Here is a 14,574-nt window from a genome sequence, read left to right as displayed (position 1 = left end):
CGATGATTTGATCCCGCTAGTCGCCACGGTGCTGATCTGCCCTCATCTGCATGGGAAGGTGCGCCTCGGTCGTCGCTGCGGGCGCGACCGTGGAGGTGTGGTGGACCGTCAGGCGGCGATGGCGCGGGCGGCGGCGTACATGTCGGCGGGAAGTGGGTGTTGTAGCCGCCAGATGATGCGCATCGGGCGGTCACCGCTGTGCTCCTGATAGGTCATCGGTCCGGCGTACAGGTAGGCCGGTGCGCCCAGGTCACGGTCGGCCACCCTGGTTTCGCGGACGAAGAGATGCACCGTCGAGCCACGTTGGACGTGGTGGATGTACCGCTGTCCGGTCGCCGATGCCGACGAGGTGGTGCTCTGTGACTCCCACTGGAACAGCGTGTCGGTGATCGCCCGGTCGGCGTACATGGTCGTGGGGGAGTAGTGCTGCTCGGACTTGACCAGGGTGACGAAGAAGATGTCCGCCTGCTCGGACTCCAACCACTTCACGCCCTCTCGCAGCGACCCAGGGTTCGGCATGCCGAAAGCCGCGCAGGCTTCGTTGCGGCTGTACCGAGCGTGCACCCGCAGCGGCACCTGATTAAGCCCGACCGGCTCGGTGATCCGGTGGATTTGCTCTCGTAGCACCTCCGCGACCTGGCGCAGCTCGACGCACCGAGCTGGCTCAGCCCGCAGCCGGGCGAGCCGTTCGTCTCGCTGCGATAGGGGCACGTTCGGCCCCCATAGGCTGAAGTGCAGCATGTCCAGCAGTCGCCCATCGGGCACTGGTTCACCGGCCGCTACCTGCTCCCACAACGCCAACCTTTCAAGGTCGTCGGTGTGCAGCATCCGGGCGATCGCCCGCCCCAACTCCCGGTCGTACGCCCCCGGTTTCGTGGTTTCCACCCCGGCGAGCCGACGTAGTCCGGTCCAGCCGCCCAGCGTCGCCGACCGGTACACGTCGCCCACCTCCAGGCCGGTTTCCCGCAGGAAGTCGGCCAGCGTCACGTCACCGAGTTGCTGCAGCTCAGTCACCATGCTGTTCTTCGAGGATGGGACCGCCCGCTCCAGATTGCGGAGCACCACCTCCTTGGCGACCCGGTCCAGCTCGATGTGGCACCCACTCGGCAGCATCGGGAAGTCCTGCTGCACCGCGCCGTGCACCTGGCGGCGGCTGACCCCGGTCAGCGCCCGCCAGCGGAGGTCGAACCGGAAGTTGGCGTGCTGCGCGCCGATGAAGTCGAGCACGGTCAGGCAGGGCTTGTCGTCGTCCAGGCGCAGGCCACGGCCGAGCTGCTGAAGGAAGATCGTGGCGCTCTCGGTGGGCCGGAGCAGGAAGATCGTGTCGACCATCGGCAGGTCGACGCCCTCGTTGAACAGGTCGACGGTGAAGAGCACGCGCAGCTTGCCGGCCTTGAAGTCCCGGATCAGGTCGCGTTGCTCCGGTCGGCTGACCTCCGACGTCACGGCCGCCGCCGATACGCCCCGCTGGGTGAACCAGTCGGCCATGAACTCGGCGTGCCCGATGCTCACGCAGAACCCAAGCGCCCGCATCCGCCCCACGTCAACGAGCCTCTGGGCAGCCCGTAGCACCAGCCGCGCCCGCGCCTGGTTGCCGGTGTAGAGGTTCTCCAACTCCGATCGGTCGTAACCCTGCCCGCGCTTCCACTGAAGATGTGACAGGTCCACGTCATCGTGCAGGCCGAAGTAGTGGAAGGGCGCCAACAACTGCCGGTCCAGCGCCTCCCGTAGGTGCAGCTCCACGGCCGCATGCCCGTCGAACCACCGCCGCACGTCGCGGCCATCGGCCCGGTCGGGGGTCGCCGTCAGGCCGAGGAGTACGCGTGGCCGCAGCCGTTCCAACAGCCGGGCGTACGTCTTGGCCTCGGCGTGGTGGAACTCGTCCACGATCACCATGTCGAACTGCTCGGGGTCGATCTCCTGCCGGTGTAGCGACTGGATCGAGGCGAACACATGCTGCCACTGCTTCGGCTTGTCCCCGGCGACCAACGTCTCGCCGAAGCTGCCGTCCCCCATGACCTGCCGGAAGGTCGACCGGCTCTGCCTCAGGATCTGCTCCTGGTGCGCAACAAACAGCAGCGAGTCGACGTCCCCGGCCTTGTGTAGCCGGCGATAGTCCAGCGCGGCCACTACGGTCTTGCCGGTGCCGGTGGCCATGACGACGAGGTTGCGCCAGCGGCCGTGTACGCGCCGCTCGGCATCCAGGTCAGCCAAGACCTCCGCCTGGTACGGGTACGGCCGTACGTCCAGGTTGGCGATTTCGGTCGGGGCCTCGTCGGCGCGCTCGCCCCGCAGCGCGTACCCCAGCCGCTCACTATCCTTCGCCGGGTCGTACGCCTCGAACGCAGGGTCGTTCCAGTAGTCCTCGAACGTGGCGGTGAACGTGTCGATGACGTGCGGCTGCTCGACGTTCGAGATCCGTACGTTCCACTCCAACCCGTCGACCAGCGCGGACTTCGACAGGTTCGAGGAGCCGACGTAAGCAGTGGTCATGCCGTTGTTGCGGCGGAACAGCCATGCCTTGGCGTGCAGGCGGGTGGTCCTGGTCTCGTAGGAGACCTTGATGTCGGCCCCCAACTCGGCGAGCCGGTCGAGGGCTCGCTGGTCGGTGGCACCCATGTAGGTGGTGGTGATGACGCGGAGGCGGCCGCCGCGAGCGGTCAGTTCTTGGATGGCGGGCTCGATGAGGCGCAGGCCGTGCCACTTGATGAACGCGCAGAGCAGGTCCACCTGGTCAGCCGACGCCATCTCGTGTGTGACCTCGTGGCCGATGCGCGGCTGGTGCCGACCGTTGACTAGCAGCGCGCCGGTAGAGAGCGGAGTGGTGGGGCGCGGTGGGAAGGTGGTCGCGGCCGGTTGGGTGGGCGGTGCGGCGATGGCGTGCAGGAGCCGATTTGCGTCCGCGACCTGGTCATCGATGGTGGCGGCCTGTGGGCTGAGGACGGCGATCGCCTCGGCAATGCGGTTGGCCAAATCGACTTGGCGGTGCAGTTGGTCGTCTCTGGCGACAGCGTGCAGGGCGCGGTGGACCAGGGTGGCGATGTGCCGGGCGAGGGCATCGGGGGCGTCAGCCGTGTCGAGGTTCGCGTGCTGGATCAGCGCAGGATCGATGTGCTGGAGCCGGTCGGCCAGGTCGCGCGTGACGATGTGCTCGTAGACACCCCGCTCAAGACTCGTCACTCGGGAACCCAACCAACTTCTCGTCATTCTGCTGATCTTCACGATTTTGCGGGGATTGCTCGGCACCGCCAGCGATCACGCCGGAACCAGTGCAGGGCAGGAGGCCGGCGGACTGCAGCCGGTCGTAGGCCAGCTTGATGTGCGGGCGTGTGAAGAGGCGTGCCTTGCGACCACTCCAACTACGAACCCGCTCGATCAACTCGGCGAGATCGTTGGTCGGTGGGTGCAACGCGGCGGCGTAATGCACAGTGGCCAGTAGCTCAAGACTGTATGGCGCCTCGAATCCGTTAACCAGACGGGCCAACTGGTCCAGCGTGTCGGGCGACGGGGAGCCGTGCGCCTCGAACCAGGTCGCAATGGCATCGGACGTGCCGTCAGTGAGCCTAATTGGCTGAAGCTCTTCGACGCGCGCGGACCGGTCGCCGAAGCCAGTGAGGTAGTGCCCTTCCAAGCGGTCGAGGACATGGTTCAGGTTCTCGGCGTATGGACCGTACCGGCCGCGAACAAATTGCAGACGTAGCGGCTGCCCCAGAGCTTGAAGGAAGTAGGCGATCTTCTGAATTTCCAGCACGGTTACACCATCGCGCGGTTCGAGTGTCTGTGCTCGTTGTAAATAACGCTCGATAGCCCGCAGCAGAGTGGCGCGGCCTTCGGTCAGTCGGGGCATCTCAGTGGCTACCGGCATGTCAGCCGGGCGGGGTGCCCCTTCCGGAGGAAATAGCAGCACTTGCACGTCGGGTAGCGCGGCGAAGGCATGCTCGATTGCCTGCCTAACCTCGTCCCAGTTGAGCCCGCCGTTGCCGCAGCCCAGGGCGGGTACAGCTATGGAGGTGATCTGGCGTTCGCGTACCACACGGACGAGATCAGCGAGCCCTGCCTGGATGTCGGACAGCTTTGAGTCGGCCCGCCAGTGCCCCTTCGTGGGAAAGTTGATTACGTATCTGCGGGGGCCGAGGCGAGCTGAATCGAAAACGAACATCTTGCCTAGCTTGACTTCACTGGCGGCGCATGCTGCCCGGTAAGCCGCGTAGTTAGCCGGGTAAGCTCGTTTGAACTGGAGGGCAATTCCCTTGCCCATCACTCCGACAGTGTTAACCGTATTTACTAGCGCTTGGGCCTCAGCAGTTAGAAGGTTACCGTGGCAAATAGTGATCATCATCCCACCTCCTCCCGTCTGTACCCGTAGTACCAGTCTGGTATGACACGAACGTACGCGTCGATGATGCCAGCCGCCTGCAGGGCGCGCTTCAGCTGTGTCTCCCGTTGTGGCGTCCGTACGGCGTAGCCGAGGAGTAGGTCGACTGGAAGCTCGCGGTGGACCAGGAACTCCGCCATGCGTCGTCTGACTCGATCGGCATCCTCGGGGAGGTTCCTCCAGATCCGCTCCCGCATCAGTGGCCAGTCCACGAACTCCTCAAGCTCGTTCAGTGATCGACAGAAGTTGGACAAGTGGTGTGCGCAGTTTCCATCACTCGCGACCCAGCTCAGCCCAGCCTCATGCACTCGCTCCACGGAGCTGACGAGGTAGACCAGGGGATCATCCCCGTCCGGGTAGCATCCGGCCTTGCCGTCTCGGTGCTCGCATGCGATCCGATACATCATTGGCGAGCGTTCCGCGAAGTAGAAGGGCACGTAGTCAGCCACGACACCACCCGGTCGGCACGTGACGATGCGCTCGCGTCGGCTCGCCTTGATGTCGGTGGCACCGACGTTCATGGCAAGCCGCCCTCCTACGGCGTTGTCCGCAAAGAGTCGACCGGCGGCCAGAATGGCTGGCAGGTTGTCGATATGGGTGAAATGCTTGATCAGGGTGGGCTTCGGTCGGCCGGCATCGTTTGCCATCGATCAGTCCAGCTCGCTCTGATCGATGCGGGCCTTCACCTCCGCGTGCTCGGCGAGCAGATAGAGCAGATTGGAGCCGTCGATGAGTTCCAGCGGCTTGCCGGAGGCGAACTCGTACGACGCCGGTCCGAAACCACTGGTGGTCACCAGGATCCCCTTGGACGCACCCTCGTTCTGCACTGTGCCGAAGAGGTCTCGGACCGACGAGACATCGACGGTGTTGCGGTAGCGTTTGGCCTGGATGACCACCTTCCCACCGAAGATGGGCCGAGGGTCGAAGGCGACGCAGTCGACTCCGCCATCGCGGGAGGGCCGGGTCTGCTTGGTGTCCAGCCCCATCTTCGCGAACAGGTTCTGAACTAGGCTCTCGAACTCGGTGGGGCTCAACTTGAGCAGGTTCGGTCGCTGGTCGAGCTCGGCCAGCACGTCCACCTCGTCGACGAAGCGCTTGTCGACCATGTCGAACTCCAGCACTGGGCGGACGGGTGCCAGCTCAGCCGGGCGCTTCGACACCGAGGCGTTGAGGTGCTGCAGGCAGGAGTTGGGATCGACCATGCCGAGGTTCAGCCCGCCGAACGCCGTGCGGGTGGTCCGGAGCGTCACCAGGCAGGGTTGCACGGACGCCCCAGTGCGTGGATCGGTGGTGTCGACGATGCCGTTGAAGACGATCGTGTCAACAAGCCCAGAACGGTCGGCTTCGAAGATCTCGTGCACGGTACGCAGCGTGACCTGAGCGACGAGGTTCGCGTACCGTTCCTTGATCTCCTTTGCGGGCCGGGCGGCCGACGTGATCTCGTCGCGGACCTTGACGTAGCGGTACTCCCGAACCGGTGGGACGACATCAAGCGTCGGCAGGTGATACTCCACGACCACCTGACTGGACTCGGGGACGTACGCCAGACGGTATTGCTGCGGGAAGTCGTCGGGGTAGACCGAGTTGCCGAGCACCATGCTGAAATATTCGACAACCACCGCCGGCTCCCCGCCGGCAAACGCGGCGGCGAAGCGATCGATCTCGGCGTTGTGCGCGGCAGCGTCCGCGTCAGCCTTGGCACAGCGGCGCTGGTAGGCCTGGTGCATTGCGGCGAGTTTTCGCTGGCGCTCGGCTTCGGCGGTTGTGTGCTCCGCTTGAGCATGGGCAAAGGCATGCCGCGCGACGGCCAGCTGCTGCTGGTACCTGGTCTGCCCCCCGAACATCTTGGTCAAGCCCGCTGGCGGTGACGGTTCGAAGCGGCGCCAATCCGGCGGTGGCAGAGGTGCCCCGAGCCTTCCGGGGTTAAACGGCTGATGGATCACGTTCTTTTTAAGCTGGCTGAAATCGATATGATCATCAACTTCGAGCGTCGCGGCTAGGAGGTTCTCCAGCGCGTCGAGGCGAAACTGGAGGTCCGCGTTCATGGCTGCTACCTCTGCGAAACGCGCTTCGGCATAGAGCCGCTTGCGTTCACGTTCATTCACAACGGCAGCACGCTGGGCTTCCCTCATAGCCCGCTCCGCCTCCCGCTGCAACTGCTGGTGTTGCCGGTATGCCGCAGCTTGAGCCTGCCGTTGAGCGCGCACCTGACGTGCGTGCGCCCGCTGCAACTCCTTGAGGATGCCCACGTTTGTCCTTCAGGGGTAGGTGGGTGCAAAGTCGCACCTTGGAAAGCAGCTAGGAAGCGGTGACCATTCGGCCGGCAGCCACGTCTCCCGCGTGAAAGATCCGTTCATACCAAGTGATCGGGGCATGCTCTGTCGTGTGCCGGACAGTCTTCGTGATTTGTCGGTGGCGGTGTCCAAAGTCGTCCTAATCGTGCACATCGCCAACCAGGCAACTGCCAGCGAACGTGATCGTTCCGCCAGGGGCCAGATCCTCGGCGGCTGGCTGGCTACTTTGTGGCCGACGTTCCGAGGTCGGTGAAAGGCGTCCAGCGCGCAGCGTGATCATTGCTCTGTACCGACCTGATGCGGCACCGGAACTCTGTCGCGACGGCCGACGAGCTTGCCAGGAGTGGCACTGCGGCGGCGATCATTTTCAACTCGCGGGCCTCGCGGAGCAGTGGCCAGCCCGGGTCCGTGGTGACATCGAAGCCATAGGCGGCGGCCAGTCTGGCGTGGTTGCCGACTCCGCCGAAACGGGCTTCGCCGACGGCGACAGCGGCGAGGTCGACCTGCCAGGGGCCGAGGCAGGTGGCATCGAAGTCACACAGGACCACCCGGGCAGACGGGGCTCTGAGCAGGTTGCCAACATGGGCATCCCCATGGACGAGTCGCGGGGTCGTCCGTTGAATCAGAGCTGTCACCTGTGGTTCCAGGCGGTCACACCACCGGGAGAGGAAGTCGTGCTCGTTTCGGCGAAGCCCTTCGGCGTCGGCGAGTCGGCGACGCGCGTCGCCGATCGGATCCCACCCAGGGAGGTCGACCGGGGAAGCGGGAAGGGAGTGAAACTCCCGCAGGACTTGCCCGAGATCGTCAACGGTGGGAGCCGGGGGCGTGTTCGGGACATAGGTCCACACGGAGGCGAGCAGGTTACCCAGAGCCACCGGCCCCTGAACGGCCGGAGCTAGCCGTATCGTGGGTGCGTCGATGGCCGCGAACCAGCGCGCGAGATCGGTCACCTTCGCTACTCGGTCGTGGAGCCGATGAGTCCGCGCAATTCGGATTACCAGCTTCGCCTTGGGTAGAGCGAAGACGGCGTTGTTGGTGAGCTGTAGCAGCCGGGCATCGTCGGACGGTACGGCAAGTTCGGCGGCGATCTGCCGCATCGCTGCTGTCATCGCCGCCTCGGTGAACCGGCCTGCCGCTCCCACGGTCACCTCCTGGCTCCGAGCCTGGCGAGGTCATGGGCGAACGCGCCAACTTCTGGAAGTTCCCGGTGCCGGGCCAGATCGCGGCGTAGGTTGGCGACCCGGTCGATGACCCGCGATGAGCTGACGCTCTGGGCTTGGTGCAAGACCCGGCGTCCGACGTTCAGCGCCTGCTCGGGTTCATCGGCGAGAAAGAACGCGCTGCACAGCCCGACCTCGTTGAGCACGCTGCTCCGTAGGTTCCCGGGGCCGAAGGCATCGATCGCGTCGGTCACGAAGCGCACGGCCGCCGACCCGTATTTCTTGTCCTGTCGGGCCTTGTCGCGGTAGACGCGGCCGTACTGGGCCAGCAGTTCCCCACGGTCGTAGAACGCCATCCACCTCGGCTCTCGCTCTGCGTCGATCCGCTCGAACTGGGTACTTGCCTCGCCGAGTGAACGCTCTGCGGTTTGGTGGTCGCCAAGAGCCGCGTGCGACGCCGCTTCCGCGCCCAGCAGAAGGGCTTTGACCGCTGGGGTAGCCTGCGATCCAAGCTGCCCGTGGGCGAGCTGTAGCGCGGCCAGGGCATCGCGGTTGTGCCGTAGGTGTTGTAGCTGCTTGGCTTGCGAATACCGGATCATGGCGGTCAGAGGCGCATCGTTAGCAGCGACTGCGGCCCGTTCACCGGCGACGAAGTGCCGCTGAGCGTCCGCGTGCCGGCCCGCGTCCAGGGCCGTCCACCCGGCCAGTTGGCGAGCTGCTGCCACGGCGGCGACAAGCTGCGGTGTCAGGCTGGCCGAATGCGACCAGTCGAGCATTCGGTAGACCGACTCCGCGAATCGCGCTACCTCTCGGTACAGCGCCCCGCCGCCGCACTCGTAGTCGACGGAGCGATATAGATCCAGTATGGCGTGCAGGCGCGCGACATCGGCAGTGCCGATTCGTCGGGATTGCGAGACGGTGCTGCCGCAGAGCAGCCCCGCACCCGCAGCGACGGCGGCGATGCCGGCCAACAGCATTCGCCGGTTCTCATCAGGACCTTCGACCGCTGGGATGGGCTGAGGAGTTGATTTCCTTTTAGAACCGCCTCGTCCACCTGCCAGATCGAACCACAGGTGCTCTGCAGGAACCTTCAGCAGTGTTGCCCAGTGCGAAAGCCGGTCAAGGTGAGCCAGCGGAGGGCCGTTCTCGATCCGGCTGAGTTGCGCCTGCGTGACCCCCAACCAGCCGGCCACGACGGCCTGCGGCAATGCGGCCCGCCCGTGGTACGGGTGGTGCCGGTACGCCCGGATTACTCGCCCCAGATGCCGCTCGACCAGTGCTGCCCGCATCGGCGGATGCGACCAGAACGACGCCGGGACCTCCGGTGGCACGCTCAGGCGGTCGCGTTCGGCGGCCTGGCAGGGTGCGCAGCGTCCGCTGTCGTTGTCGCGGGCCAGGCGCCCACCGCAGCGGGGGCAGTTCGCACGTGTCACCGGCAACCTCGCCATTCGCGTGTGGCTGTGTCGATGGTGCTCAGTCGAGCCTATCCATTCAAACCGTTTTGCGGGCTCGCGGTATACGTGCCACGCATATCGACGATTCGCATGACGTCATGTGCCGCGCGACCGGCCCTGGGCAGCCTGGCAGCAGAGGAATAACCGACGGAAGGAGCAGGATGCTCACCATCGACCGGGTCGGCACCGGCCGGGAGCTCGTCTCCGACGAGCTGTTCGCCGTGCTGACTGCCCGCATCGCCCGCGACCATCCTGAGCTGGCCGCCGACCTACCGGCCAGGATCATGGACCAGGCGCTTGCCTTCCTCGCCGCCTGCGCCATCACCACCGAACCACTCGGTCCGAGCGACCTGGTGGACATCGGCTGGCACACGTTCATCCTGCACACCCGCGACTACGCCGACTTCTGCCAACGCATCGCCGGACGGTTCATTCACCACCAGCCCGATCCGCCAGCTGAGGAAACCGGCCCGTCGGCCCCGGAACCGCTCGGGGTGCCGATTTCCCGGGCAGTCGCCGCGATCCGTGCCGCCGGCCTCGCCGTCGACCAGGAGCTGTGGGTCGGGGCCGCCGATTGTCAGTCGAAGTGCAACCAGTGCCACGCTGGCTGCCACGACAGTCCGACCCGTTGACGCCTCCGGCGGCGGTTCCAGGCATACGCTGTCTGGGACCGCCGTTCGGGAGGGCCTACCGATGCCGCGCCGCCAGCACTGGCACGATCTCCCCGCCGGGGTGCGACGCGGGGTCGAGCGGCACACCGGCAAAGTCAGCCACGCCGAGTCGCTGTCCGACGGCGCAACCTGCGAATTTGCCGTAACCCTTCACAGCTCCGCCGGGCGCGTCTTCTGCAAGGGCGGACCGGCGGACGGCCCAGGCGCCTGGCTCTACCGCAAGGAAGCCCGAATCAATCCGTGGCTTCCCGATGCGGCACCTCGGCTCCGCTGGACTGTCGAGCGGGACGGGTGGCTGCTGCTCGGCTTCGAGTACGCGTCCGGCCTGTACCCCAGCCTGGAACCCGGTTCCCCGGATCTGGATGCGGTCGCGGATCTACTCGCGGCGCTCGCTCGGGAGCTGACACCCTGCCCGCCGGTCGACGTGCAGCCGTTCACCGAGCGCTGGCGCGGGCTCGTCAACCCCGAGCTGGTCGACGGCGACACCCTGCTGCACACCGACATGACGCCCCGGAACTTCCTGCTCGGCGACCGGCTCCGGCTGGTCGACTGGTCTGCTCCCTGCCGAGGAGCCGCCTGGATCGACACGGCGTTCATGCTGGTCCGGCTCATCCGCGCCGGCCACAGCCCGGCCGCTGCCGAGCGTTGGGCTGCCCGCATTCCCGCCTTCGCCGACGCCGATGCCGAGGCGGTCACCGCCTTCACCGATGCCCTGGTCCGCCTCTGGGGCCGGATGCAACGTACCGCCCCGGCCTCGCATCGCGGGCCCCTTCTCGACGCCGCCCGCCAGTGGCACGCCTATCGGCTGAGCCGCCGACCCACCGCCGTCTAACCAACGTCACCACTCCTATACGGATCTTGCATGCTGGTCATGATCATCTCGGCATACCAGCACATATGAACCACAGCGAGATTGGGCACATGGCCCGGGGCGGGTGCTGGCTCCGGCGTACCGCGTCCCCCGATCGCGGATTCGCTGTCCCCGCCCGCCCCGGTGCCGCTCCATGCAGCACACCACCGGAGGCGCCCGCCGATGTCCGCCGTACTCGCCGACTTTCCCGTTCTCATCCCGGTCACCGACGAGGACCTGGCCCTCGCCGCGCTGGCGGTTCGCGTTCACGCACCCGAGCCTTGGCCGCAGGGCTTGCTCTGCCGCAGCGAACGTGTCCCGTACCCGTGCCGCCTGGCTCGTTGGGGCCACACCACTCTCGAAGCCGCCGGCCTCACCGCCGAGCAGCTCAACGGGGAGCAGCGCGAAGCCGAGGACCAGCGCGAGACCGAGGACCACGCACGATGACCGAGGGGGAGGCACGCGAGGCGGTCGGCCGCTGGCTGAGTCTGGTGGCGGCGGACGCGGAGCTGTCCGCGTACCTGATCGGGGTGGACTGGGATCGGCTGAAGGCGCACCTGGCGCGGTCGCTGACCAGCGGGACCGGCGGCGAGCCCGAGGTTCCGGGCCTGGGCTGGTCGGAGGCGCAGCATCGGCGGGCGGTCGACTACCTCATGGGGGTCCTGAGAACGCGCCGGGACCTGAGTGTCGCGAGCTTCTGGGAGGCGGTGGAGGACCGCTTCCCGGGTCTGCTGCCGGAGCGGGCGGCCCCGCTGCTGCACGCCGCGTTGCGCCAGCTGACGACCAGCGTCGACGGTCCGAACAGGTTGGCGCTGCTGGCGGTGCTCGGCCGTGCGTACCGTCGATATGGCCTGCACCCGGCGCACGCTGCGGTCATCGATGGTGCGTTACAGACCGGTGTGCCCTGGTCGGAGGTCGAGCGGGCCGCCGCGCGGGCGGGCGACGGCCCGGCCTGGTGGCCGGCCGAGGTGATCGGCCACGACCGGCCCTGCGACGGGGTCGCCATCCTGACGGTACGGCCGTGGCTGCGGCTGCCGTACCAGTGTGGCCAGGCGGTGCCGGTGTGCACGCCGCGCCGGCCCGGCCGGTGGCGCTGGCTCTGCCCGGCGAACGCGCCGCGCCCGGACGGCACCGTCGAGCTGCACGTCCGCGCGGTCCCCGGCGGCGTCGTCTCCGCCAGCCTGGCCCATGAGGTACGCCCCGGAGAGCTGCTCCACCTCGGCCCGCCCACGGATACCGGGCTGAGCCTGGGCGACGGGCGTGACCTGCTGCTGGTGGCCGGCGGCACCGGGCTGGCACCGCTGCGGGCCCTGGTCGAGCAGGTCGCCGCGGACCCGGACGGCCGGCGGGTGACCCTGGTCGTCGGAGCACGCTCGGTCGAGGCGTTGTACGACGCCATCACCCTCGACAAGCTGCGCCACGACTGGCTGACGATCGTGCCGACCTTCTCCCACGACGAGTTGGCCGAGCCGGGGGAGCGGGGCGACGCGCTCACCGTCGCCCTCGACCATCTGCGCCCCGAGCACGAGGTGTACGTGTGCGGACCGCCGGCGATGCTGGCCGGGTCACGGTTGCGGCTGCTCGCCGCCGGAGTGCCGGGCGAGCGGATCCATCTGCCGGAACGGATTCCGTGGCAATGACGGTCTACCGCAGCCACAACGCCCTTTGCGGCCCGTTGACCCCGGACGGGATCACCGAACTCGCCCTGCCCCGCACCCGGCTGGCCCGCCGCGGCTACCAGGTCGACGAGGTCGACGCCCTGCTGCACCGGCTCGCCTACGAGCTGGGGGAGCGGTCGCGCCAGCTCGCCGAGGTACGCGCCGAGAACCGGCGGATCAAGAACGCGCTGCGGAGCTGGCAGTCGGCCGAGACAGCCCGAAGACTTAGCCCCTGACCAGCGGGTTCGTACGGTCGCCGTGAGCGCTAGTCGACGTTCGATCAGCTGATCTGCTGCCTGCCCTGGTAGTACCAGGCAAACACGTCCGCCGCGGTTGCATGCGGCCCGAAGTCGACCGCATCCTGGGCGACCTCAATGAGTTGCTCACGGAAGTCCTCATGGGCTCCCCTGCCGGGATCCTCTGCGGTATCCGTGACGTAAAGGACGAGGAAGGTTGCCGCACGCCTGTCCTGCTTCGGGCGGATGATTCGACCCATGCGCTGGATCATCTGGCGCTTGCTCCGGCTTCCCGCGACGATCACACCCACGTCCGCCTGCGGAACGTCAATTCCCTCGTCCAGGATGCGTGGAGCGGTCAGCACTTTGACATGCCCGTTCTTGAAGGCTTCCAGGCGCTGCTTGCGCTCATCTCTCTTCAGCTCGCTGGTGATCTCCAACGCTGGCAAGCCTTTTCCGGACAACACGCTGGCCGCCTGCTCGGCACTGGTCGTTGTCTCGGTGAAGACCAGCCCACGGTCCGCCAGCGCAAAGATCGGCGTCAGCGAGGCAAGTACTTCGTGCTTGCGGCGGCAATCGGCCAACAGTTGGCGCCGCTTGCTGAACGCGCTCAGGTAGCTGCGGGCGTCGTCCCTTGCACGGGCGTCTGGGTGGCCGCCCTGCCTGAGTTGGTTCACGGCGGCCATGAACTCACCGAACGGTTCATCCGGGCAGCCGTGGTCGAGGATCAGCCGGCGTCGGAGGGCCGTGGCGCGTTCGTCGTACTCGTCGTGTTTTGCTCGTTCGTCTGGGGTGAAGTCTGTGCCGAGGAACCCGACGCGGAACGGGGCCAGGATCTCGTCGGTCAACCCACGTTCGTAGCTGCAACCCGCCACCACACTGCGGAAGTACGGCTCCAGGCGCTCGGCCAAGCCGCTGTCCTCACGCGCATAGGTCGCGGTCAGCCCCAGGCGCGCATGAAAGCCCGGCTCGAGGGCTTGAGCGAATGTGGGTGCGCCGTACCGATGCACTTCGTCGGCGACAAGCAGGCCCGGGGTACCCGCCGGCAACATCTGGTATTTGGCCGCCGAGTTGACGACGGCCACGACGATCCAGTGGTTGTAGAGGCTGTCCTTGTGGCCGTCCCCGAACCGGCCGACCCGGATACCCGGCAGGTCACGTCGTAGCACGCTGTACCACTGGTCGAGCAGCTCACGCCCGGGCACCAGCACCAGCACGCGTTCACCAACATCCACTGCGGCGGCTGCTGCCAGCACTCCGACCGCCGTCTTGCCGGTGCCGGTTACAGCCTCCACGACGCCTCGTCGCCCTCGGGCTTGCCAAACGGCCAACGCCTCGGTCTGCCAGGATCGCGGCGGGTTGCCGTCATAGCAGCGAGGCAGGACTGTCGTCGCGAGAGTTGCAACCCCGTCGTATCCCGATGAGGTGTTCAGGTACCAGCGCGGTGGGGTGTCGCCGTCATGGGCGAACGTCGTCCTTCTGGCATACAACGTCCGGTTGACGTCCGTTGTCGTCAATACGGGTAGACCCCTGCGCTGTAGCCCAGCGAGCAACTGCCGCTTGTTCTGGCCTGGCTGCTCCACAAGCAACTGCCGCAGCGCTGACTCGATTTGGGATCGCTGCACGCCCTAGCCTTGCACATCCGTCCACATAGGTCATATCAGCCGGATGTCGCTTCGAGCGCGCATTGGGCGAGGGCGGATTATGTGTTGCGCAAGGAGATCAGGAGCATCGGCTGCGTGGAGTCGCCCGGGCTGTGAGCGGCAACTTGAAGGATGCGAAGGACGTCCTGGTGCTGACCGCTGAAATCCACGCTTCAGCCGGCTGATCCCCAACCGCGACGCCTGAGCTGAGCCCTGTCCGCGTCGCCCCCTGA

The 14,574-nt window shown here is 66.8% G+C and carries 12 protein-coding genes; 5 read left to right on the top strand and 7 right to left on the bottom strand.

Annotated elements, in window-relative coordinates:
* Positions 1-108: 108 nt before the first annotated feature.
* The 6 genes from EG812_RS12725 to EG812_RS12700 all read right to left on the bottom strand — a co-directional run bounded on the left by EG812_RS12725 (position 109) and on the right by EG812_RS12700 (position 9,118).
* Positions 109-3,207, bottom strand: coding sequence for a DEAD/DEAH box helicase (locus EG812_RS12725; RefSeq protein WP_286047707.1), 3,099 nt, complete (start codon positions 3,205-3,207; stop codon positions 109-111).
* A complete protein-coding gene (darG, locus tag EG812_RS12720; RefSeq protein ID WP_199743856.1) occupies positions 3,167-4,339 on the bottom strand; it encodes a type II toxin-antitoxin system antitoxin DNA ADP-ribosyl glycohydrolase DarG in 1,173 nt (390 codons plus the stop codon). The genes EG812_RS12725 and darG overlap by 41 nt, the downstream gene beginning before the upstream one ends.
* Positions 4,336-5,022 (bottom strand): type II toxin-antitoxin system toxin DNA ADP-ribosyl transferase DarT, encoded by a 687-nt coding sequence (gene darT, locus EG812_RS12715; protein WP_126711655.1) that lies wholly within the window; start codon positions 5,020-5,022, stop codon positions 4,336-4,338. Before darT ends, darG begins: the two co-directional genes overlap by 4 nt.
* Positions 5,023-5,025: 3 nt before the next feature.
* Complete coding sequence (locus EG812_RS12710; protein ID WP_126711654.1) at positions 5,026-6,624, bottom strand: restriction endonuclease; 1,599 nt, start codon at positions 6,622-6,624, stop codon at positions 5,026-5,028.
* A gap of 266 nt (positions 6,625-6,890) precedes the next feature.
* The gene (locus EG812_RS12705; RefSeq protein ID WP_286047714.1) at positions 6,891-7,778 is read right to left on the bottom strand and encodes a phosphotransferase; all 888 of its coding nucleotides are present in this window, start codon (positions 7,776-7,778) and stop codon (positions 6,891-6,893) included.
* Between the two features lie 35 nt (positions 7,779-7,813).
* Positions 7,814-9,118 (bottom strand): helix-turn-helix domain-containing protein, encoded by a 1,305-nt coding sequence (locus EG812_RS12700; protein ID WP_233579467.1) that lies wholly within the window; start codon positions 9,116-9,118, stop codon positions 7,814-7,816.
* A gap of 326 nt (positions 9,119-9,444) precedes the next feature.
* On the opposite strand from EG812_RS12700, the gene EG812_RS12695 reads away from it, so the two are divergent.
* The 5 genes from EG812_RS12695 to EG812_RS12675 all read left to right on the top strand — a co-directional run bounded on the left by EG812_RS12695 (position 9,445) and on the right by EG812_RS12675 (position 12,698).
* Complete coding sequence (locus tag EG812_RS12695) at positions 9,445-9,915, top strand: glycine-rich domain-containing protein (protein WP_126711652.1); 471 nt, start codon at positions 9,445-9,447, stop codon at positions 9,913-9,915.
* A gap of 61 nt (positions 9,916-9,976) precedes the next feature.
* A complete protein-coding gene (locus EG812_RS12690; protein ID WP_126711651.1) occupies positions 9,977-10,786 on the top strand; it encodes a hypothetical protein in 810 nt (269 codons plus the stop codon).
* Positions 10,787-10,987: 201 nt separating this feature from the next.
* Complete coding sequence (locus EG812_RS12685; RefSeq protein WP_126711650.1) at positions 10,988-11,251, top strand: hypothetical protein; 264 nt, start codon at positions 10,988-10,990, stop codon at positions 11,249-11,251.
* The gene (locus EG812_RS12680) at positions 11,248-12,444 is read left to right on the top strand and encodes an FAD-binding oxidoreductase (protein ID WP_126711649.1); all 1,197 of its coding nucleotides are present in this window, start codon (positions 11,248-11,250) and stop codon (positions 12,442-12,444) included. The genes EG812_RS12685 and EG812_RS12680 overlap by 4 nt, the downstream gene beginning before the upstream one ends.
* A complete protein-coding gene (locus tag EG812_RS12675; RefSeq protein WP_233579466.1) occupies positions 12,441-12,698 on the top strand; it encodes a DivIVA domain-containing protein in 258 nt (85 codons plus the stop codon). The genes EG812_RS12680 and EG812_RS12675 overlap by 4 nt, the downstream gene beginning before the upstream one ends.
* Positions 12,699-12,742: 44 nt before the next feature.
* Here the strand turns inward: EG812_RS12675 and EG812_RS12670 are convergent, their stop codons facing one another.
* Entirely contained in the window at positions 12,743-14,281 is a 1,539-nt protein-coding gene (locus EG812_RS12670) for a DEAD/DEAH box helicase (protein WP_286047713.1), read from the bottom strand.
* Positions 14,282-14,574: the final 293 nt, after the last annotated feature.

The sequence above is a fragment of the Verrucosispora sp. FIM060022 genome, assembly GCF_003977705.1.
In the GTDB taxonomy this organism is placed as follows: domain Bacteria; phylum Actinomycetota; class Actinomycetes; order Mycobacteriales; family Micromonosporaceae; genus Micromonospora; species Micromonospora gifhornensis.
This window is presented reverse-complemented; position numbering and strand designations above follow the sequence as displayed.